This window comes from Aquirufa esocilacus (genome assembly GCF_042715595.1).
In the GTDB taxonomy this organism is placed as follows: domain Bacteria; phylum Bacteroidota; class Bacteroidia; order Cytophagales; family Spirosomataceae; genus Aquirufa; species Aquirufa esocilacus.
The window spans coordinates 359,266-383,615 of sequence record NZ_JBBKXX010000003.1 but is presented as its reverse complement, the minus strand read 5'-3'; the positions used below and the strand labels follow the sequence as shown (position 1 = coordinate 383,615).

Sequence of the window (24,350 nt, the reverse complement as noted above, 5' to 3'; positions counted from 1 at the left end):
CCAGGTTTAATTAATCTACCTAATCGGCTTTATGCATTTTACAGAAAAACACTTTTTAATTCAATTGGCTAAATCCTGGAACAATCTAGATGTTAGCTTTATTGAACATTTTTTAGCAGAAGACTTTACTTATGAGTCTCAATGGGTAATCGCCCCTATCCAAGGCAAAGATAACTTCTTGCCTTATTTAAAATCTAAGTTTAAAGCAATCGAAACCGCCATCAAGAATAGCGGAATGAAAGTCTATGCAGAGCTTGCGACTCACCCTGATTTGTATGAGAAAGAATGTATTGTATTAACTCAAACTTCAGCGCAAGAATCAGTTTCTGTTTTGATCGTCATTGAAGTGAGAAGCGAACAGATATCGAGAATTGATATATGCTTTATACCCGATCCTGAAACTGCAAAACTTAGCGGAAATCAGCCAAACTAAATCAACCTATGAAAAAGACATACAACACATCTTGGAATCCATTTGAAATTCAATACCGAGTTGAGGATGAAAGTTCAAATCAAGGATTAGACTTTTTGTTCAGCCATACGCATCATTCTTTTACTAGATCTAGTCAGCGTGGAATTAATTCTGACAAGATCATTGTAGCACTTGAGTTTGGCGAGGTTTTTTACAGCCAAGGTTTACAGTGGTGTGTGCTTGGCGAGAAGAATATTCCTACCTATTTAAAACATAAAAAAAATCAACTTATGAACACCGTTGTAATTGTATCGGGAGATTCAAATCAAGTAATCACCTGCTACCGTTGCACGAAACCTTTTAAGAACATCAAAACTAAATCTAAAATTCTTCAAAAAGCATCCTAATTATGAGCAAAACCGCTAAAGCCCCAAAAAATAAGGTCGTTAAGATTATCCAAGATAAGCTTAGGGTGACCTCCAACACTAAAAGCATGAACTTGAATCAAATGCTTGTTTTATTGATTCTTAACAAAAGAAAACCCTACTCAATTGCGAGACTGGCGAGAGAGTTAGAGGTGACCACGAAATCAATTTATCGCTATTGCGAGGAATTAGATTACTATGTAGATGTGGAGAACGGATTTGTTCAACTGCGCCATTATACTATGTCTGCCTAACTTCAAACAACATGGAGGTAGCTTATTTAAGCTGCCTCTAGCTAAAACTCAATAGACAAAAAGCGTATGAAACCATCAGAAATTAACCAAGGTGTATTTGTGGAATTAAAAGCAACCCACAAACGCAAAAGTGCAATTCAAACCTTTGTGGATAAGGAACATTTCATGAATTCCTCTCAGGAGTCAAGATTGTTGTTAGAAGAGTATACGGAGACTGTTTTAGCTATGCAGCGGGAATTAAAATTAGCCTCGTTGTTAGAGGAATTAATCATGCTTCATCGTGCGAAGAATAATATCAAAAACCTTAAAATCAGCTTCGTTCGCGAATATATTTATGTACGAATGCATTGCTATAGACCAGATAACGAAACAAATGATTTGCGAGTTATTATGGGTACCACCTATCAGCATGGCGACAATGTTGAAGCTTTATATGCCAACTCTGATTTTATGAGTAAAGCTAATGAAAAGATGGAATCCCAAATCGATGAAATGATTGAATTGAAGCGTAATGAGCTTAATCAGTTTTCAGGTATTCCCACATCAGAAACGTATAATTAATTATGGAACCAATCATCACCAAAGACCTATTTGCTAACTCCTATTTTTCAATTGGAGCTGGATTGAATCTCTCTCCTTTGTTAAAGATGAGTCATTTGACCACAGATTTCATTTTCTGTAATCTCTACTTAACTAAAAATGAAGTAAAAAAATGGTACGATCGTACTATTAATCACTGCATGGATTTGGAGCTGTTGGATTATGAAGAAGTTTCGAATTTTGATGAACTCCAGCACTTTGAACTTCCTGCAAACTATACTCAGTTTTTGCATAAGCCTCCTTATGTTACCATGAGTGAGTTTAATGGCTACATGCGTACTTTTGAGGCGGCAAAACATGACCCACAGTTTTGTTTAATTTACAAGGTTTTTAGGCGTTCTGTTCAGAAGGAATTGACGCTATACTTTATTGTGACAGAGGGATTCGCCACGTTAAACTTGATGTCAGAAAATGGCAAAGCTCGGATGCCAAAAGTAGTAGAATGCATCCAATGTGGTAATGCAATTGATGACGGGGAGAATGGTTTGTTGGCTAGATTTTTTTCACAACCGAATGTGAAGAAGCCGATGATCTGGATTCGGGGCCACCAGCCAAATTATAGTAATTGGGGCTGGTCCCAAAGTAAGTCATTAATTGAGGCTGGTCCAATGCCTGTGGTAGGGTTGGATTTTGGCACAGCCTGGTCAGCAGGAAATTTCAATCCTGGATTTATGCATGATAAGAGACGTTATGTCAAAGGCTTTATCACTGAAGAGTTACGAGAGCAATTAATGGAGCCCTCTATTGCGGAAAAATTATCCACATCTAAGGATCAAATTGTATTTGATTCGATTGTTGATAAAATTCCATTGATCCCTAAAGAAGAGGTCATTATTATCAATGAACATTTTGCTGATAAGTATCAAATTTCTGGTGAAAATGTACTGCATTGGGAATCAATGGGTTTGTCTCATCACCATTTTCAAGTTTTCTCATCGGCTTCGGAGCAAGTAAATAAACTTTCGGCTTATTTGGCGAAAATGGGATTTGCAAAATCTTGTAAACTTCATCTAGTTCCTTACACAACAGAGGATCAAGGGCGCGCATTTGTAGAAAGCTTATCTCACTTAGAAAACCCTACCGTTACTTATTTATTCCGTCCATTCGATTTAGTGGACTTAAGACTACAACTAAACTAAAATTTTAAACTTTTAAAAATTACGCATATGACATTAATCTCTCAAGGGAAATACACCCACAACGTAGCCCCAGCAACGCTGGAAAAATTCTCAGAAGTTCAGCAAGATGTGCTTTGGTACTTAATGAACTTAACTAATATTCATCGCTTGCATACAAAAGAGGCCTTTCGTGAATTTTTGATCCGCTACCTATTAATTGTCGATAAGCCGCTTGAGTCTAAAGCATCCGATTTCATCAACGATGGTATTTTAATCGACGGTGTATTTGAAAATAATTACTTCAGTTTTTCTGTCAAAAACTTGATCGAGCTTATCGGATTCGAAGCTAGTAATTCACTTTATAATATCAATGGAAGCTTAACAGATTTCATTCAGGACTTTGCATATAAAACGCCAAATATGGTTTTGAAGAAAGGCGGAAAGTCGAAAGATGGCAAGGCTAAATTCAAAATCTCGCAAGATCTATTGATCTATGCGCTAATGGGTATTAAGACCATCTGTTTAATTGATTACCTCCACTTATCTTTCCGTGAAAAAGTAAGTGATCTTTCACCTGAATATGTTGATTCAGTGGTGAAATTCGTAGACTATTTAATGGGAACTATTCCTGAGGATACTTTCGATGCAGTGTTAGCAGCGCATCCAGATTTAATGGACTTTCGGGAGCGTTATCAAAAGTCTGATAAAGTAGTTTTCGACGTATATAGTCTCCCTCAGGAAAACCTGAGAGCTATTTTAAAGATCACTATGCATGAAATGGACTGGGATTGGTTAGAGGAGGAGGAAGTTATTACAAAGGAGGTAATGGAGGAAAATGCTGCATCCCGTTATATGACGCATATTATTTTTGCCGTCGGTGTGAAATGGGGTTACATTGAGTTATCTGAACATCCTTTTTCTTTACATTTTGGGATTGATCCAATTTTTGACGTCGATTATGATGACTTATTAGGTGATGATTTTGAGTTATATCCCTCACAAGATATCTATGATGGGTGGAAGATGAAAGAGTGGGCACATTTGTTGCCTGAGAAGCCCCAAGAAAGGCTTACCGTTAAATAAATATAATTTTTAATTCTTTTTTAATATTGATATTTTACAATTAGTTAATAAATCATATCAAAATAATGCAATACTATAGTAATAACGAGGGGGTTAACTTACAAGATTTTCCTGAAGAGTTTTATTTGGAAATGAAAAACTCAATAGCGTCTTTAGACTCTATTGACAATGAAGATCCAAGAGACTTTACCTTGTTTTACGGACTTTGGTGGAAATATGCCTATACTGACGGTATACCATCTTCGGCTATGATATTTAATGACTTAGGTATTACAGCAGCAAATTTTTCGGCTTTAGATTTGTATGAGAAAGCTAAAATAGGAGGCGAGCAAATTGAGTTAAAATGGATTCGTAGGGAGCGTACATTGCGATTTAGAACACTTTTACTTCAAGGCGGAATTCCTTTAAAAACGTTAGGGGCCTATGGTACCGATATTTATAAAAACTTTCTCCTGAAGGTAATCGAATTAAAACCTGAAAGGCCTGAAGAAATTGCTAATAATGTTGATATAATTAGATATTTGCCAATGTCTAATCGAAACGAAGTATTTTTTGAAATAGCATTTAAAATTTCTCAGGCGATATGGGAGGCTAATGAGGAGGGTCTTAAGATTTTAGATGTACTAAATGCAAATAATCAATCGGAGCTTGTAAATGATTTAATATCAAAGAAAGATGAAATTAAAAGAAGATTTGAATCCCAATTAAAGATTAAATCATTTTGGGAGTTGTCTAAATCTGATTTTGGCGGGGATTATAAGATAAACCTTATCGTAGAATTGCCAGAAAGAATGGAGAAAGATCGATTGGCTGACTTTCTTCATATTCAGGAAGATGAATTATCTACTTCGTATAATTTTTTTTGTGAAGATTCTTTATTGTGTACATATAGAAAGAATATCAAGGGAAATTACTTAAAAGTATCTTCCTTCAAACCAGCAATAAATTGGGATTTACAGAATGACCAAATTCCTATTTTATATTTTTCGGATGATTCAGGTAAAAAGTATTTAATACCGCAGCAAATTAATAAAATACCTTCTGCAGATTATCCTACCTTTTGGATTCCCATGGATGAAAATCGGTGGTTGATGTCTAATAAGCTGAGTTATTCTGGTGATTCAGTATTTGTTTTGACAAATCAAGAACGTCATTGTGGGGATAATTTTATCCCAGTTTCAATCTCCAATATTGAATTGTATTTTTTTGAGATACAAGCGACAACGGAATTTAAAATAGCTGAAGATGAGATAATTGAATTTAAGCTGAATACCCAGTCATTCGACTGGTATATTCAATCTGCTATGCCATCTTGGATGGAGAGAGCAAATAAGCTGATTGTTAAAGCTAAGCCCCAAGTTCATTTTTTTGATCAAACAGGCAATTTAATTCCAGATAGTCAATTCGAAAAAAGGTGGAGAAAGAAAGGTGAAATTGAATGGAATAGTTTTCAGCAACCATTTTCAAGTGGAATTATAATTGAATTAGAATTTAAGCATAGTTCAGGTGCGATTGAATATGAACAAGTATACCATATTGGGAATTCGAATCTTTCAGTCAATTATCTAAGTTTACTAGCGCAGAAAGTTAATTTTAGTCACGAAAATTTGAGGTTAAGGTTATTGCCAAACGAGCTTTATTCAGAAGAAACAACGGAATTAAACCCTAATGAAAAAGTCTTAAAATTTAGTGATCCCAAACACATACCTAAACGGATTAAAGCTGTACTAACTAATCAGTTTGGAACACTTAGGTTTTTATTTGCGCTAAACATTAGGGGAATAGAAATATTTGACTCCCGAGAGAATTGTATAGAAGATAAACATGTTTTTTTGTTGAATAATTTATATGGTTACCGAATAGTAAATGGCGAAAGTAGAGATATCAAAATATATAATCAGCAATATCCAGAACTCGTAATTTGTCAAACCATCCAGGCTGGAATAATACCGCTTCGTAATTATCAACTATTGATTCAAAAATTATTTTTGTTAGCTGATTCTATGTCCACTAACAATGTGGTTGTTATGCAAATGGGTGGCAAAATATATAATTTTCAATTATATAATGCTGATATTTTATTTAGAAGCACAGATGGAGTTATTAATTTTACTGCTGATAATCGATTACAGGTCACTAGCGAAAAACTACTGATTGAAGAAAGTACTATTTCTGCTATTCCCTTAAATTGTGAATTGAATTCTATCTCTACAATCGTTCTCGAAAAAAATGAGACCGGATTCTCTTTTCCCTCTGGTATAGAAGAAGAGGAATTTATAGTTTTTGATACTAACATAGAGTCTAGTTTTAAAATTCTACCTACTTATGTTACTTCAAATCCTGAAAAACTAGAGTCGGACAGCGAAAGATTGTATCAAAACAAACTAAATCGAATTGAAAATTTTGCTCTAAGTTTAAACGAGCAGCTATTTTCAGAAGCTGATTGGCGAAAATTAAACAAGTACATTCAATTATGCATTGAACATGATTTGCCATTTTCGGCTTTTGACATAATTCGAGCCTCCTCTTCCTCTACCGACTTGACTGCAAAGCTTCTCTGTTCACTGATAATGAATTCAGTGAATAAGGACGAATTCATTCGAACCTGCGTAAAAATGGAGGAAGAACTAGGGTTTAAATTCCACTGGTGTTCATTTGAATCGATAGAGGACGAAATTTCTTCGATTTTGGAGTTAATTGGTTTTGAAAAATTAGGGTTTATCATGGAGCGAGTTTCATTAATTATGAGGCTCCATTATTTTCAAGTGACACATCCTGAATGGAGAAAGCAGTTGGCCCCAATTATTCCTACTATCAATCAGATGAGGAGGAACTTAGGAGAGGCTGTCATAAACGAGTTGCCCAGAAAATATCCTTGGATTTCAGATCAACGAAAAAAAATTATTCAATTAAATGACCCTAATGTCTCCAATAGGTTAAAAATTATGTTTCGAGTACCCATTACGGTAGCCTTATTAAAACTGAATTTATATAAAAATGAGTTACCTACTACTGGAAATGTAAGTGATTTATGGCATCTTAATAACCATGAAGTACGGCGAAATATGATGTATTGTGAAAATCTAGATCCTACATGGTATGATTTTGCGATTTCGTATGCTAAAAGAATTATTTTAAATTAAATTTTGAAAACTATGAATTTTAAAAGCTTTTATTCTAAAACAGAACAAAGAATTATTGATACTGCTCTATCATTATGGGCAACTGGGGATGTAGCAATGCAAGCATATCTGAAAGAAATTTTTAGTTCTGAAAAATTACTAGCAAAACCAGTTTTTCAAAATATGTTTCCTTGGGAGCCTGAAACATTTAGTTTTGGGGAATTAAACGACCTATTTCAGCAGAGCTTTATTGACCGATTAGATAGAATACAAGACCCCGAATTCAGATTTCCAGCTGATCGTCCTCCATATTTACATCAGGTAAATAGTTGGAAAAAAACTCTACGAGATAATAAATCGATACTTGTAACGACAGGAACTGGATCTGGTAAAACGGAATGTTTTATGTTGCCGGTATTACAAGATATCTATAGAAATAGTCCTAATAAGCATGGAGTCAATGCCATTTTTCTCTATCCGTTGAATGCCCTAATTGGTAGCCAAAGAAAGAGGATGCACGCTTGGTGTTCAGCTCTGGGTAATATTAATTATGCCATATATAATGGTAATACTAAAAATAACAATCTAGTAAATAATAAAATCAAACAAAATGCTCTTCCTGAATATATAACCAGAGAGGATATTAGACAAACCCCTCCTCAAATTTTATTTACTAATCCTACCATGCTCGAATATATGTTGGTTCGAGATAAGGATTCTGAGCTACTTCAAAATTCACAAGGAACACTACGTTGGATATTATTGGATGAAGCACACACCTTAACTGGTTCTAAGGCAGCAGAAATGGCCTTGTTGATTCGGAGAGTTATTGATGCATTTGGTGTGGATCAAAAAGATATCAGATTTGCTGTTACCTCTGCCACAGTTGGCGATGGAAACGATGAAGCTTTGAAGCAATTTATGGCTGATTTATGTGGAATTAGTTCTGAAAGTATTGAAATAATAAAAGGGAAAAGAACCTTACCTGAATTTAATGAGGAATTGATCAATGATCAACCAATTTCACCTCAAAAAATTCTTGAATTAAGAAATGCTATATATTCACAATCTAGCTTAGACTCGGATTCAATCGCAAGATTACTTGAAATTCCAGATGTAAACGAACAATTGAATTGTATTGATAAGCTTGCTGAAATTACGGATAATGGCCAACCTGTACTGCCCGTTAGAGGGCATTTTTTTGCCAGAAATATTAGTGGAATCTTTTCTTGTTCAAATCCTAATTGTCAAATTCATAATAACATTCCAACTAATTTATTTAGTTCAGTTACAACTATTACTAAAAGAAATTGTGAATGCGGATACCCCTTGCTTGAATTAATCTCGTGCAAGAGTTGCGGCTCTTATATGTTGGAGGGTGAAATTGAAAACAGGAAGATTCGTTTAAGTAAAAGTCAAAATACGTTATTTTTCGAAGTTGATGACAGAGATGCAGAAGAGGATGAAAATGATAATAATGAAAACCCTGACAGGTTTGTCCTTGCTAAGAAATTACCTAATCGAGAATTTATTACTGAAGATCTAAGTCCAGTCGAGATAGGGATAGATGGAGTCGTTTCTAATAACGACAATAGCGAGCTTTTTCAGCTTGATGATCACACTCATTGTCCATATTGTAAAGATAATATTTCCAAGCCTTTCCATTTTAGAATGTCATCGACATTTTTAAATAGATTGATGTCTGATGTTGTCTTAGAACAAACAGATAAAGCCCAACCTCGTACTGATGAAATGTTATGGGATGGTAAGAAATATATTTCCTTTACGGATAGTAGATCAGGTACAGCAAAGATTTCAGCTCTAATTAATATAGATAACGAGACCTATTGGCTACGATCATTTATTTATCATAATTTATCGAGAAAGATAAAAGAGAATCGGCCACTAACGTTAACATTAGCGCAAAGGGCTGAAATGGAGAATGCTTTAGTCGGGCTTCAAAATAGAATTGGAGCAGAAGAAATACCATTTATGATTGATATTTTAAATCAGCAAATTGTTCAAATAGAAGCGCAACTTAATAATGAATTGCCAAATGTAAATCTAAGTAGAATATCTTGGCGTGAAATATTGCAGAATCCAGGAATAGATTTTGAGAAGTTGTTTAATAATATCATTGGTGGGAATTACGATACTCAAGGCTCCGATTATTTGAATGCCTTATTATTTAATGAATTTGCGAAGAGGTGGCCAAGGGATAGATCTTTAGAAAATCTTGGATTGGTTAAAGTGGTATATCCCGATTTAGAAATGATTAGCCGTCCAGATTCAATTATTGAGTTGAACATAACTGAAATTGAATGGAAAGTTTTAGTGAAAATTGCATTGGATTTTGAAATAAGAAATAAATTCCAATACTCAATCCCACAAAATGTAAGGTCTATGGCTTCCAAAAAGCATAAAACCTTCACAGTATATCCCAGTTCATCAAACTTAGAATCAGTTCAAAAATGGCCTAAGTTTAATAGAAATCATTCGAGACCCAATCGCTTAGCATTATTAATTTGTGCTGGTTTAGGTTATAATAATCGTGCTCAAATTACACCTATTCAAGAAGATCAAGTAAATGAAGTATTGGGTGAATTATGGAATACATTAAGAACCTATTTCTTGTCTGCAGATGGAATTGATGGTGGATATAAATTAAATTTAGTTGAAAAAGCAGGATTTGAGCTAACTGATAAACTGTGGCTTTGTCCTGTTAAAAAAAGGCTTTTAGATACTATGTTTAGAGGATATTCCCCTTGGATTAAAGGTAGTTTATCTCCATCAAATATAGAATCCTATAAGGTGGGAAATGAAATTCATTTTCCGTTATTCCCATACCCTTTCAATTTAGATCAAGACAATATTGCAAATCCAGCTTTGACTGAATTATGGCTCAATGAAAATGAGGAAATAATCACTTTTAAAGAAAATGGGTTATGGAATAGTTTATATGAAAGAATAATCAATTTTAAGCCTCTTTATTTAGCTGGAGAGCATTCCGCTCAACAACAAACAGTACGCCTATTAAAACTTGAAGATGATTTTCAAAAAGGGAAAATCAATATTTTAAGTTGCTCAACTACCATGGAAATGGGAGTCGACATTGGAGGTATTTCTGCAGTGGTAATGAGTAATGTTCCACCAAGTCCTGCCAATTATTTACAAAGAACTGGACGTGCTGGGAGAAGACGTGAGAATAAATCCCTAGCATTTACAATTTGTGCCGCTAATCCTATTGGTGTAAATGTTATTAATAATCCAGCTTGGGCATTAAATCATACAATATTGCCGCCAATGTTGGCATTTAGTAGTAAATCTGTAGTTTATAGGCATTTAAATGCATTTATGCTTGGTAAATTTATCCAACAAAGATTTCAAGGAATCAATGTTCAGGAAAAGATTAGTGCATTTTTTATCGATCCACTGCCGGGTAGCGAGCAAACCGCAGCCGACTCCTTTGCAAGTTGGATAGCTGAAGTGGACGTTGCATCATTAAATACAACCATAAAGAAAATAATACTTAATACACCCTTAAGTAATACACTCTCTTTCACAATAGTTAATTCTGTTTATACGAATTTTTCAAAAATTGTTAATAATCTTAATGCTAAGAAAGAGAATTTTGACCTTGCACTTTCAGGCTTTTTAGCAACGGATTACACAGAAGATTCTCCTGCCTACAAGGCAGTGAATTTTCAGAAGAATCAATTTTTAAATAAGAATTTGTTAGCATATTTATCTGAGGAGGGTTTTTTACCTGCAGGTGGAATACCCACAGGAATTGTTGATTTTAATAATATTAGTTATGATGATTTGGGTACTAACCCTAATAATCGCCAATTACCTACATATCATATCACAAGGGCATTGTCAGAATTTGCTCCTGGAAATGAATTAGTTATAGATGGTTGGACCTATAAATCCGCTGGTATAAGTCTGAAAAATATCTGGGGAGGGGAGGCATCCAAACGGGTTATACAACACTGTAGTAGTTGTGGATATGAACATATAATTGAGGCTAATGATGCGTTACAAACAATTTGTCCTCATTGTAATCGTCATACTCTAGCGGGAATATTAAGAGAAAATGTTTTCACAGAAATTATTGAACCGGTTGGATTTGCTGTTGATTTATATGCTTCTAGATCACGGGAAATTAATGAAAATACAAATGTACAATATGTAGAACCTTTACTTATTGGTGTTGAACCATGGAGTGATCCTGCACATCCCGTTTTTGATTTTAGAGATAGCAAAGAAAATGCTGAGATACTTTATTATAATTATGGAAAAAAAGCGGGGTATGCTGTATGTCTTGAATGCGGTCGCGCAGATACCAACCCAGAGGTATTGAAAAATCATAAAAGATTGCGCGGAGGTCGAGATCAAAATAATCCAGTTTGTGGAGGTAGCGATAATCCGTTTGCAATCAGGGAAAATGTTTTATTGGTCGGTAGATTTTCAACTGATTTTTTCGAATTCCGATGTAAAGATATCAATGGAGGCTTAATTCAAGATGAGATTACTTTGTATTCATTGGGTCAAATTATTTCTAAAAGTTTGACTGTGTTGTTAGGAATTGAAGAACAAGAAGTAGGATTTGGAATTAAAAAATACGGCGAATTTTCTAGTGTTTTTCTTTTTGATACTGCAAAAGGCGGTGCTGGTTATGTTTCTCAATGTGCAAATTATTTTGATCAAGTTTGCAGGATTGCATTGACTTCATTAACAAATTGTACTTGTCATTCCGCCTGTACCAGATGTTTAATTGATCGAAATTCTCAATTTAATATAGATAATTTAAATAGATTTAGTGCCATTGATTGGCTGAAAAGAGTTGTCGATCTGAAAGTGCCGGAAGAAATAGCTCTTATTCTTACTCATAATCCTAAAAAACTTTTAAATACTATAAGGTTTGATTGGGCTAAAATGCTTCAGAAGAAACAGCTTCAGGAAGTATGGATGCTAGTTGATTTTGATCAAATAGATAATTGGGAGGATGATAATTTCTTATTATTAAGTCAATTGAAATTAAATGATGTTGAAATTAATTTAGTCTTTCGAGGAGAGCCCGTTAATTTGAGTTTAGATCAAAAGCTTACTCTTGTACAAACGAAATCGTGGGCTACGTTACACTATGTAACGGAATTTACTTTTGATTCGTTAGAATGGATAGGTAGAGTTAGTTTGACAGGTGGGCAATTATTTGACTATTTCGGGAATGATTATCATACGATTGTTGATAATTCTTGGGGTAATTCAGCTGACAATTACATCTACAGACAAGATGGCGATTTGACTAGTTTTGAATTGGTGCTATATGATGTAGTGATTGAGGAGAATCAAGCAAATGTTTTTGAGGTGTTCATTCCTACGCTCGATAGATTTATACAATCAGATTCTATCTTTAATCAGTTTTTTGATTGTTTGGATGCTGATGTAAAAATTAGCCTTTCAAATAAATTTTCTGATAAAAACATTAAAGTTGTTTATTCGGATAGATATTTAACATCGCCTTTTGGATGTCTCTTATTAGTTCAATTTATACATAAAATTGAATTGGATTTGAATTGTCATATCTCTGAATTGACAGTTCAACTAAAAGGGTTACAAACTGGAGGTATTTCGGGTAATTCTATTGTAGATAAGTTTGTAACTGAAGAATCACGTAAGGAATTCATAAAACGAATTGCAAATGAAACGGGAATATTAGAAGTAAGTGTCGAAATATCTCATGATGCTCCGCATTATCGATTTATGTCCTTTGATTTTGAAAGTGAAAGTTCCGTTACAATTAGACCAGATGCCGGAATAGAACATGGCTGGTTTGCTCAGGACAAAAACAGAGAAACTAATTCGATTCATGGCTTTAATAACATTGCAATACGTCAGAATCTAAATAAAAATTTATTGTATTCTTTAGTATTTAATAGATAATTCAAAATAAATTATTTTAAACGAGGGAGTTTACACAAAACTAAAAATTATGGAGAATAAAAATATGCCACTACCTCACGACCAAAATCACTCAATTTACGACCTGTCTTATGAGACACAATTTGGGCCCGGTCTACATCGATTTACTCAAATGTCACTAAATACAATTGCAAGTATTTTAGCTAATGGAAAAGTAATTGATATCGGATGTGGAACGGGAAGATTGGCCATTCCCTTAGCGCAAAATAATTATCAAGTTGTCGGTGTAGATGTGAATGCTGGAATGCTTAGCGCTTTAAACGCAAAAGCTCAGCGTTTAAATTTATCAATTCCGACTTTTACAGATATTAATCAATTAGAGGATCAACACTGTGATTTGGCCTTAACTGTTTTTACCGTTTTATCTTATATTTTAGATGAAGACGGATTGCTTGAATTGTTTCAAAATATTAACAGGCATCTAAAACCAGGAGCTTCCTTTTTGTTTGATCTTGCCTCACCGGCTGCATTTAGTCAAAACAATCGCAGATATAATGGTAATGGATTAACAGGGGTTGTTAATGTTCAATTTATAAATCCAGGTGGGCCTATCGCCAACTATTCTGAGGAAGTAGTGGTAAATCGACCTGATGAATTTCCCAATAATCATACTGTGACTGAATTTTTCCAGATTAGATGCTGGAATTTAAATGAAATTTCTTCTCTATTAGCAAAAAGTGGATTTGGATTCACAAGACATATACCGGGATATTCTGGAATGGGAGCTGAATATTATGTTTGTAAAAAAGAAATATAGTCAGGGAGCCGGGATCATATTCTACAAAAAAGAAAATGACCAAATATTAGTTGCGCTGGGTTTGCGTAGAGGTGGGCGCCAAGCAGGTTTTTGGAGTTATGCAGGGGGTAATCTTGATGCAACTGATAAGAGTTATTATGATTGTGCAATAAGAGAAGCTGGAGAGGAGTTTTTTAATCATAAACAATCCCTCTTTAATTTGATACCGCCTGAAAATATGACTCCTGGAAAAAGGGTTGGAATTAATGTTTATTTCATTCGATGGGATGCTTATTTTGTTGATGTTTCCAATATTCCTGTTGTGTTTGAAAGACAAAAATCAGAGATTGGTGATATCCGTTGGTTTAACATAAAACATTTGCCTCCTAAGACACATCTCCTGATCCGTTATGAAATTTGGTTAGCAAGGATATCTGGATATTTTAATTAGTTCAGTATTCTAATTTGCTGAAACGTATAATTTTCGTCCGTTCAATATATTCATTTGATGGTTATATTGTTCTAACTCATTCGATTTGATGTAATTTAAATTATAGTCATTTTCAATATCCAATCACAGGCTTTTTTTAAGACTCATTCCATGAACGACTGTACTATTAAATCCGTCCTCTTAGGCGTAGCCATTGGCGATGCCGTCGGTGTACCATATGAGTTTCGTTCTAGAGAAATTATGCAGAAAAATCCTGCTACTGATATGGTGGGATATGGCACCTATAATCAGTCTCCAGGCACATTTTCAGACGATAGCTCCCTTACCTTTTGTTTAGCTGAAGCATTAACTCACGGATTCGATTTGCAAGAAATTGCGAATAACTTCATCAAGTGGGTGGAGGAAGATTATTGGACGGCTCATGGGGAGGTGTTCGATATTGGGATTGCTACCCACGAAGCGATTTCGAATTTAATGAATGGGGATTCTCCTGAGATATCGGGAGGAGATGATGAATACTCCAGTGGAAATGGATCGCTCATGCGTATTGCACCCTTGCTTTTTCATTTGTCAGATAAGCCGATTCAAGAACGCTTTGAACTAACTCGTTTAGTCTCAGGAATTACCCATAGACACATTCGCTCAGTCGTAGCTTGCTTCTTTTACTTAGAATTTGCTCGGTTTTTAGTGGAGGGTTTAGAAATGCAGGACGCCTATAAGAAGACACAAGTTCAGGTTTCTGCATTTTTAAAAACGATTGCGATTCCTGATTCAGAACTAGCATTGTTTGACCGCTTACTGCAGAGTGATATTTCACAAGAGCCTATCAAAACGATTGAAAGTAGTGGTTATGTCATTCACACGTTGGAAGCTAGTATTTGGTGTTTATTGACCACAGAAACGTATCAAGAAGCTATATTGAAAGCGGTAAATTTAGGCAAAGACACGGATACCACCGCAGTGGTTACGGGTGGCTTAGCGGGATTGCTTTATGGTGTAGATGGAATTCCTACTTCGTGGTTAAATCAATTGGCTAAGCGAGATGAAATTGAGGATTTAGCTGAGCGAATGGCGTTGAGATTTTGTCCCTAATAAACAACTTCTGAGCTTACTGCGCGCATTAATTTACTTAACGGTAAACCTCATTTATTGTCACAAAATCGCGCATTTTGCTCCCTCTTTTACCCGCTAAAAACTTGAGAAAGCACGGGCAAAATACTACTTTCACATGTTAAGCCAAATTCGACCATCCTATGGAAAAATACCAGATATCATTTAGTTATTTCCCGCGTAATCTGAGCCCGTCTGCCGCTAACGTAGGCGTGTTAGGCTACAGTCAACAAAGCTGGGATGAATTGCTTTCATTTCTAGCTATTCGCGTAGGAGTAGCGCCAGTTTTACTTTCAGCACAACAGCGCATTTTGGCTTATCAAGTAGCGCTAGAGGGTATGAAAAAGGGGGCATTCTATGAAAAGTTCTACGAGAATGAACCCTTAGGGACGGCGAAATTCCTATTAGCTTACCGGGATGAATTGATTTGGAATTTTAAAGATTTGGCCCAATTAACTTCCACACAGCGACTGAAAGATTTCGCTAAATTAGAATCGAATGCGGCTGCTTGGAGAGGCTATCCTGATTTAATGCAGGAGATTATAGCGCAATTACCGCAAGTAGGCGCTTTGCCCATGACCATTCAATGTGAAGAGCCTGTAGAACTGTATCCCGCTTATTTTCAAACGTTCTTTCAATTATTGAGAGAAAAGGGGGTTGAGATACTCGATCCAACTGCCTTAGAACCTCAGGCAGCCACCGGATGTAACTTGCATTTTGTACAAAGTAGATTAATTGGCTTATACCATAAAAACGAAACGACCGTTGCCCCGCCAGAAACGGCTGATGGTTCACTTTTGTTACACCATCCAGCAAATGATTTACTTGCTGCAGCGGAGCTTAGCGAGTGGATGAAAGAAGAGAACCATTTTGAATGTCTTTTCTTAAAGGAGAATGCCTACACGGCAAAAGCATTAGCAGCGACGAAGCAAAGTCTGATCAAATCCAAAGTGAATGCGTATTCGCAGCTGGCGGCACAAATTTTTCAATCCCGTATTTCTCTTTTGAAGAGTCCAGCACCCCTTGAAAATGTCTATGACTTTTTGAGTTTGCCACTTAAGCCTTTCAATGCCATTTTAGCGAACCATATTATTCGGGGTTTGCAAAAGAATCCGAGTTTGGAGAGTGGTGAGGTACTAGAACAAATGGAGAAAGCCTATGTTAAAATCACCGAAAAATATGGCGAAGCAACGTGCGAAAAGGCAAAAGCTCAATATGAGGAGTGGTTCTCCCATCCGCAGGAAGAACAGACTGGGCAATTATCCATTGAATACATCCAGCAAAAGCTGAATTATCTGAAGACTTGGGCGCAGGGCTACATGTCTATTTTACCTAATCCGCAGGATGGAATTTATACATCCCTGTCTGAACTGGGTGGCGTGTGTGCTGAATTTTCTCTGCTATTAAATCAACAGGCAGGTACTTCTGACACCTTGACTTTTGATCAATTAACCAAATTAGTGGTTCAGTGGCTGGGCAATAAGCAACAAGATGTAGGCTTTTTTACTACGAGCCAGTATTCTTGGACGAATCATTTTGTAGGAACTCAATCGACAGATCAATTGATTTGGTTGAATTTTTCCAAAGAGTGGGCCGGCTCATTCGGAATTGATAAATTCCAAAAGATCGAATACGACGAATTTGATGCCAAAACCGGCAAGCCTTGGTTTAAGAAAAAAGAGGCAGATCGTTTACTGCTGTATGCCCAAATCCGGAAGATCTGTTCCGTTCAACAACAGTTGAAATTGTCTTTCACGAAAAACTCTGGCAACCAGGAGCAAACCCCACATTTGATTTGGCAACTCATCCAACAAGAGTTGAAAAACATTTATGCTGCCATTACCTGGACCCCTGATCAAGTAGACAACCTGATTGTTCATAAAAATTGGGATGGCGATACAAAGTGGTTAAATCCTACTTTTGAGCTACCTGGATTAGCTAGTCTGTTCCCCACAACGACATCCTATTCTGCAAATAAAAACCTGATTTTCTATCCGCATATCTACTTGTACGATCGCTTACTGAAATTGGATGCAAGTACGAATTACACCTTAGAATTTAAGTCCCAGCACTTTGGTACTTTACTTCACTTATTTGTGGAAATTCATGCGAGTCCTGGTACAAATACCTATGCTCGTTCTGCGATTTGGAATAATTTTTCTCCTCAAAGCTGGAGGGATTTAGTCGATCAGCATTTCGATGTGTTTGTCAAAAAGCAAGCGAGCTTTCTCTTTGAATCTAAATATGCCATGCAGCGCAAGCGCCTAAAGCATACGCTGAAATTCAAGCTTGTCAACTTGTTTACTGAATTAACCGGAGCAGGTTGGGAGCTGATTGATATTGAAAGAGAAATTAATGTTCCTAATTTCATTCATGTCATTACACTAACGGGTAAGGCAGATATGGTTTGGAAAAATGCAGCTAATGAGTACCTGATTGTTGATCTTAAAACGGGATCTAAAACGGATCTGAAAGAGGAACTTGCAGAAAATAAGGCTTGGCAATTAATGATTTATTCGCATTTTGGTCACCCTGGAAATAACGTTGCGCAATCTGCTTATTTTATGAGCAGCTCAGGTAAATTCCTACTTGGATCTACGTTAGGCCTTTCTAATGAGGAGTTAGTTCCACAGAAAGGCACTGCGCTTCAGCTTAATCCTACTCAATTGTTAGAACATTATAAAAGAGCCATCGCCATTCGATTAGATCAGATCGTGAGTGGAACGGTGGATTTTAGAATTAATGCGAAACACAATGAATCCCTAGATGATTCAGAGGATAATCCATTTAAAGCTCTAACTGCAGCAGATACCGATTTTGAATTAGAAAAGCAGCCTTTCAAATACGATAATTTTACTTTCATTCTCCCAGACGCTTACCGATATGTCTAGAAAATACATTAAAGCGGGTGCCGGTTCCGGCAAAACCTATACCATTATGCAGGAAATTGTGCGGACACTCAGTGATCCTGCCTCCAATGTGCATATTCAAAATTGTATCGTCACGACCTTTACGGAAAAAGCGGCTCAGGAACTCAAAGAACGTATTTCTGCCAAGTTGCTTGAAACGAATATGTATGAGGAACTGTCTAATTTATCCGAAGCTAAAATTGGAACGGTTCACAGTATTTGTGCTGATTTTTTGAAGCAATACGGCTACCTCATTAATCTCTCCCCTAATTTAGATGTGATCTCTCAAGAGGAGAGGAATCTGATGTTAACGGATCTAATTATGGAAGAGGTGGATGCGGATGAATTCACGGAGCTTTGTGAGCGATTGGAAAAAATCGACTACAAAACGAAAAACGCCACCTACCCGGGAGATATTTCTAGCATCATCGACTTAGCAAAAGCAAATCGAATTTCTGCCGAGAGTTTACAATCCCATTCATTACAGAGAACCATTGAAACGTTTCAGCAACTCCAAGGTCCTGTATTGGATCTTAATTGGCAGGGTATTGTCAACTTATTGCAGCAATTGAGTCAAGGTATTCAACCAATTAATTATGGTTATGCTACTGATTTAAGTACCCAGATTTCTACCTTTTTAAGTGAAACGATAGTTGACGGTGATTCCATTAAAATTAAGTGGTCCTCCATCAATAGTATCGCTAATGTGATTGCGGCTAGACCTACTATTCAAGCAGTTTATGATGGGATTGACCCCAACGGTCAATTGGTTAAAATTAATCAATGGTCCTATTTTCAAGCAGATATGCTCCACTACACGAAGTTGGTATATGAAGCTGCTGCCAACGTATTTGCCAAATATGATGAAAAGAAAACAGCCTTAGGGTTGATGGATTTCAATGACATGGAATCCTATATGTTAGACTTGATGGAAAATAAAACGTTCCAAGAAGAGTTTTCCAATACTGTTCGGTTCGTGTTAGTGGATGAATTCCAAGATACAAACCCGGTGCAAGCTCAAATCTTTTCAAAGTGGCATGAGTTTGCGGGCAACTCGTTTTGGGTAGGGGATAACAAACAGTCAATCTACCGATTTAGAGGGGCTGATTTAAACTTCATTCGTTCCATTACCGCTGGCATCCCGAGTGAATCTTTAGCCACATCCTATCGCTCGCGCAAACCAATTGTAGATTTGACGAATACACTATTTAAGCCTCAATTTGGACCTGATGGAGATTATCCTGCAGATTTATTGGTGGCAAGAGCTGAGGAGGGGGATCAATATGGCGAAGCAATTCGACTGATCGATGGGGGCAAGGCAGAACCGATTGCCAAGTCGATTGAAAAAATGTTAAATCAAGCAGAGCATTGGCCTGTACATATTAAAGATACCGATCAGACCAGAGATCTTAAACCGAGCGATATTGCCATTTTACTTCATACGAACGATGAAGTAAATGAGGTAATTTCCGCTTTGGTTAAACGCAATATTCCAGTAGCACAGTTCGGAAAATTCTTAGTTCAAGAGGATGAAATCATCTTCTTTAATTCGATTTTGTCGTTCATCGCTAACCCAGTAGATAACTTTGCTATCTCCAAAATCGCCTACTACCAACATTTCCACTTAGATGCGAAAAAGTGGACCGAACATCGGATTGCTTACCGAAATAATCAAAATCCACCGGCGGATATCTATTTAGAAGAAACGGAAGAACAGATTATTTTCCAAGCAAATTATGGTTCTGACATCGATTTCATTCAACAATTAGGGGCTTTCCAAAAAAATGCGAAGAGCTTAAGTGTGACCGAATTAATCGATCAACTTATCTTGCAATTCAACCTAGATAACATTGTTGGGAATTGGGGTAGAGCAGAAATTCGTAGACATAATTTGAATACCTACCGAGGTATCGCACAGGAATACCAGCAGTATTGCCTGCATTTTGGCAAAATCCAATCCGTTTTTGGTTTCATTGGCTACCTAGAAAAAATCACGCAAACCAAAGAGTTCTCCGAGCTAGAAAACCCCATCGGTGTTAAAGTACTTACCTATCACCGCTCGAAAGGGTTGGAATACCCAATGGTGATTGCGGCTGGGATGGATAATACCATCCGGAAGAAAAACATTTACCAGGCTAAAGTCCAAAATGAGGGACAGACACAGCAATTAGCTGGACGATGGATTCGCTTTTTTGTAGATCCGTTTAATGCTAAAACACTTAAATCATCCTATTATGAGGCATTTTTAACCATAGAGGCAAACGAAAGCTTGGAGGAGAAAAAAGAAAAGCTACGCTTGCTTTATGTGGGTTTAACTCGTCCTAGAGATTATTTGGTATTTGCATTAGATACGGTCAATAATCAATTGAGCTCCAAATGGATGAATCAATGTTTTGGCGATGCTCAATGGTTAACTACTCTACAAGAGTTAGGTATACAATCTATTCATATTCCCACTAATCCAGCACAAAACGATCAGCCAGTTCGTGCCGCGGAAAATCTCTATGTGCCATCCGCAACTTATCAAGAAATTGAGAATCCGATCTCTTTACTTTTGAATCCATCAAAGGACAAAGTAGTGGTAGACTTACAAATTCTAGCACCTGTCAAAATAGGTGAAATGAATCCAAAATTACGACCTTTGACATCAGGTGAATACAGTCTTTTTGGCGATATGATTCACCAAGTACTAGTTTCTTCGTCCATGCCAGCGAGCTTCTCTAGTTTGATCGCCACCTATGGATTTACAGACGTAGTAAATAGCGCCCATTTGGACACGATTGTAGCCAACTTTGACAATTGGATGAACAATCAGTTTCAGGCCTATCAAGCGTGGCACGAAATACCATTCCGTCTAACCACGGAGCAGAACCAGCTATTAAATGGTATCATTGACTTAGCGCTCGAAACAGCAGACGGGTGGATCTTAATCGATCACAAGACCTACGATGGCTCAGATTTTGAGAAGAAGATTACGGATGAGGGTTACTTATCCCAATTAGCTTATTACCAGCTTGCTTTAACAGAGCTGTCTAATAAACCCGTGCTGAAGACCTTTTTACATTTCCCTATGACAGGGAACGTGGTAGAGATTAGTAAGTAAACACGCTGAAAACCAAACATCGAATTAACCCCGCATTTGCTGGGGTTAATTCAGTGTGTCCAATTTTTAGTATTTTACTTTTTGAATATTTAATAAATTAAAATATTCAAAAAGTTTACCGGGGTTTTTATGTGCTTACAGGGCCTCTAAAGGCCTGTTTTATTTTGTCGACGAATGTTCGAGGTATTTTTAATCTTTTGAAATATTAATTAAAATTTTTAAGCACCTACGTGTTTTAATAGATAATGAGTTCTCTTGTAGGAACCTCCTCCCAAAACTTCCTCTTTTTCCTCTACAATCTCCAAGTGGTGTTTAGCAAATAGGGTATTTAAACCACGTTGTGAATAGAAAAACTGAGGAGGAAATGCGGGATTCAATTGTATAACTTCACCGTAATATTTTGTTTCATCTTTAAACCAGATAAAATGAGACAAAGTATCTACCAATACATATTTGGCATGTTTTTTTGCAATTTTTTCCAGATTTTTCCACCCACTAAATTTTACAGGATTACTAATAAATCCATTAATTACTCCTCCAAAATAAAACGCAATATCATATACACCCTTATCTATTTCTTCTAAGTCAAAAATTGGAGAAGTGATGTCTTTTTTAATAATGTAATTTTTATATGAACGGTGTTCAATAAGGTGCGTTTGATTATCGATCCCTTTAAAGTCAATTTGTTTATTCAAAAATGTAGGGAATGTTCTATTTCCTGTGCCACAACCTACATCAATACAGTTATGGACAGCATATTTTGAAATGAAATACGACTCATTTGGGGAGATTTGACTAAGCCCATTAAATTGTTCATGGCGTTGGGCAGTCTCATTCTTTAGCCAATTATTATAAATCTCTTGCTCCTCTTGATATTTCAGAAACCATTTTTGGAGGTTAACCCCACAATAATTAATTATTTCAGGATTTAATTGGTGCCTCTCTAGAAGTAGTTGTTTGTTTTGATCACTCGTTGTTTTTATTTTTTTGGGTATATTGATCTTATTTAAAATTTTAGAATCTGATATATGTGAAAGTATCTCTGAATCATATTTCAACTCTAAATTTAAATGATCAAAAGCATTCGGGTTTTGTTTAATTGCAAGTATTGACAATTCTTTATCAGATCTCAGCGGTTCGTGTAAATATTGGATTGCACACCCATTATTAGTTATGCATTTTTCAGCAATGTCCCTATTATTTTTCTGGCGATCACTCATGAATTGTAAAGCCCCTCCAAATTGGCCAGCCGTCTTATAAGCTATATAGTTATTTGATTTTATTTCTTCGGAGGCATAAGGATAAATATTTCTAGTATGTTGTTTATTAACGGTACCCCTCTCCTCATACATGTGGAACGTTCTTAATTTATTTTCATCGATAGTTAAGACAAAATTTACAATAGCCTCATTACTGCGAATGTTGTCGAGTGCGTATTTAAATGAGAGAGAATTGTTAAAAGCTGCAAATAAGTAAACTAGTTCATTTGATTTAAACTTGTCAGAAATGTTTTGATATCCTTTTTCTGATGAAATAAGGCTTGATAATGTTAACTCTAGGTCATCGTTTGAATCATAAATTTGATTAATGTAAAATCCATTATTGATTAAGGCATCAATTTTTAAAAATCGTTCATAATTTGATTTTATTTTTTGATCTAATTCAGCCTTATCGAAACGCTCTGGGGAAAATAATAAAGGAACAAACGGCTCATCATTAGTAGACCAGTTTTCCCCTTGAATTCGACTCATTAAGTGATCAAATGCTTCAAAGTTACACTCTCTTTTTGTTATTAATTCAATGGCAATTTTGGTAAATGTCGGTCCCCAGGCAATATTAAAATCAGCAATAATAAATTTATCAACCTCTAATAAAAGTTGTGGATAGCGACTGAATAGTTCGATAAGGAAATGTTCATCAAAAAAATAGGGTCGTATTCTGTCGAATTTGTTATCATCAAATCGAATTCTCCAATCACTAAGAATGAATTGTTTTTTTTCAAATTCTTCTAACTCTGCATGATATTCATTTTGAATTGAATTCTTTAATTGGATGGTTTTTTCTAAGACTATATTTTCCCATTCCATCTTAGAATCAAAGAATTTAATAGCTCTCCGATATGTCTCTCTCCTATGTTCTGCATTGGGTCTCTCCAAATCAAATTTTATTATGGTCCTCTCTAAATCATAAATAATCTGATCTAGTAATTCAATGATTTCCTTAATTCGTTTTTGGACAGTATAATTCATAGGAGTTAATTTGATAATATTAAGATGAAAAATAGTAAACTTATTTGATAAGATTCACCATTATTTATCCAACGGTAACCACCCCCCTCATATACTCCCAAAGTGCATCTACAAACATCTGCTCAAAGGCCCTAGCTTCCTTCTCGAATGCATTGTCCCAGTAGCCGTATTTGCGTTCTAAGCGATCATATTCGTTTTGATCTGCTTGGCTTTTTAAATGTAAATGGTGGGCGTACTCGTGGATAATTGTGCTGCAAAGCGATTTTAATTCTAAAGAGGGGTAGACGTAAACCGTTATTTTTCGAGTGGAATATTGGTAGGTGCCCAGGGTCTTTTTGGGCTTGTAATATTTTAGTTCATAGGTGTATTTTCTTTTCGTCTTTTCGATATGCTCCTCGCACCATTTCAGGGCTAAGCGGACGAATTCCGTCGTTTGAATGGGCAGATCGCTGACGTGTTTAATGGATTTCCGGAAAGGCCAAAAGTTAAACCCCGTAGTTGATGGCTTAGGCGGTACGGGAGGCTTAGGACTAACCGGCGGAGGTGTTATAGGCCTAGGAGTCACTGGCCTAGGCGTAACAGGCCTGGGCAAGGCGATGGGTTTTACCTCCTCGTACGTATCATAAGTGGGATTCACTCGGGCGTTTCCACCTGTTTGAATCTGAATTTGTATTCCGTTTGCGTTGACCTGAATTAGGCTAGGGGAGTCGTGATTCGTCTGAATGAATACATGGCTATCTCCATTGGTGATGGAGATGGTCGTCTGATTGCGATGCGTGATGATCTGTTTCAT

Annotated in this window: 15 protein-coding genes; 13 read left to right on the top strand and 2 right to left on the bottom strand. The window is 36.2% G+C overall.

The annotated features are described in order from the left end of the window. The first annotated feature begins 31 nt into the window (after positions 1-31). From SKC37_RS10295 to SKC37_RS10235, 13 genes are all read left to right on the top strand, one after another. Positions 32-433, top strand: coding sequence for a nuclear transport factor 2 family protein (locus SKC37_RS10295; RefSeq protein ID WP_377981390.1), 402 nt, complete (start codon positions 32-34; stop codon positions 431-433). Between the two features lie 8 nt (positions 434-441). Next, positions 442-819, top strand: coding sequence for a hypothetical protein (locus SKC37_RS10290; protein WP_377981389.1), 378 nt, complete (start codon positions 442-444; stop codon positions 817-819). 2 nt (positions 820-821) lie between these two features. Then, positions 822-1,091: an HTH domain-containing protein gene (locus tag SKC37_RS10285; RefSeq protein ID WP_377981388.1), complete on the top strand. Its 270-nt coding sequence runs from the start codon at positions 822-824 to the stop codon at positions 1,089-1,091. 66 nt (positions 1,092-1,157) lie between these two features. Further along, a complete protein-coding gene (locus SKC37_RS10280) occupies positions 1,158-1,652 on the top strand; it encodes a hypothetical protein (protein ID WP_377981387.1) in 495 nt (164 codons plus the stop codon). Between the two features lie 2 nt (positions 1,653-1,654). Next, positions 1,655-2,830 (top strand): hypothetical protein, encoded by a 1,176-nt coding sequence (locus tag SKC37_RS10275; RefSeq protein WP_377981386.1) that lies wholly within the window; start codon positions 1,655-1,657, stop codon positions 2,828-2,830. A gap of 27 nt (positions 2,831-2,857) precedes the next feature. Continuing rightward, positions 2,858-3,892: a hypothetical protein gene (locus SKC37_RS10270; protein ID WP_377981385.1), complete on the top strand. Its 1,035-nt coding sequence runs from the start codon at positions 2,858-2,860 to the stop codon at positions 3,890-3,892. A 65-nt stretch (positions 3,893-3,957) separates the two neighbouring features. After that, complete coding sequence (locus SKC37_RS10265; RefSeq protein WP_377981384.1) at positions 3,958-7,035, top strand: hypothetical protein; 3,078 nt, start codon at positions 3,958-3,960, stop codon at positions 7,033-7,035. Between the two features lie 12 nt (positions 7,036-7,047). Beyond that, positions 7,048-12,960 (top strand): DEAD/DEAH box helicase, encoded by a 5,913-nt coding sequence (locus SKC37_RS10260; protein ID WP_377981383.1) that lies wholly within the window; start codon positions 7,048-7,050, stop codon positions 12,958-12,960. Positions 12,961-13,009: 49 nt separating this feature from the next. Then, positions 13,010-13,756, top strand: coding sequence for a class I SAM-dependent methyltransferase (locus tag SKC37_RS10255; RefSeq protein WP_377981382.1), 747 nt, complete (start codon positions 13,010-13,012; stop codon positions 13,754-13,756). Next, positions 13,734-14,186, top strand: coding sequence for an NUDIX hydrolase (locus tag SKC37_RS10250; protein ID WP_377981381.1), 453 nt, complete (start codon positions 13,734-13,736; stop codon positions 14,184-14,186). The genes SKC37_RS10255 and SKC37_RS10250 overlap by 23 nt, the downstream gene beginning before the upstream one ends. 150 nt (positions 14,187-14,336) lie before the next feature. After that, positions 14,337-15,278, top strand: a complete 942-nt coding sequence (locus SKC37_RS10245; protein ID WP_377981380.1) for an ADP-ribosylglycohydrolase family protein — start codon at positions 14,337-14,339, stop codon at positions 15,276-15,278. Between the two features lie 161 nt (positions 15,279-15,439). Next, a complete protein-coding gene (locus SKC37_RS10240) occupies positions 15,440-18,187 on the top strand; it encodes a PD-(D/E)XK nuclease family protein (RefSeq protein WP_377981379.1) in 2,748 nt (915 codons plus the stop codon). Then, on the top strand, positions 18,180-21,308 hold the full coding sequence (locus SKC37_RS10235) for a UvrD-helicase domain-containing protein (RefSeq protein ID WP_377981378.1): 3,129 nt from the start codon (positions 18,180-18,182) through the stop codon (positions 21,306-21,308). The genes SKC37_RS10240 and SKC37_RS10235 overlap by 8 nt, the downstream gene beginning before the upstream one ends. A gap of 218 nt (positions 21,309-21,526) precedes the next feature. Here SKC37_RS10235 and SKC37_RS10230 read toward each other — a convergent pair whose 3' ends face one another. Together SKC37_RS10230 and SKC37_RS10225 are read right to left on the bottom strand one after the other, a co-directional pair. Then, the gene (locus SKC37_RS10230; RefSeq protein ID WP_377981377.1) at positions 21,527-23,557 is read right to left on the bottom strand and encodes a DUF4116 domain-containing protein; all 2,031 of its coding nucleotides are present in this window, start codon (positions 23,555-23,557) and stop codon (positions 21,527-21,529) included. Between the two features lie 64 nt (positions 23,558-23,621). After that, positions 23,622-24,350 (bottom strand): hypothetical protein, encoded by a 729-nt coding sequence (locus tag SKC37_RS10225; RefSeq protein ID WP_377981376.1) that lies wholly within the window; start codon positions 24,348-24,350, stop codon positions 23,622-23,624.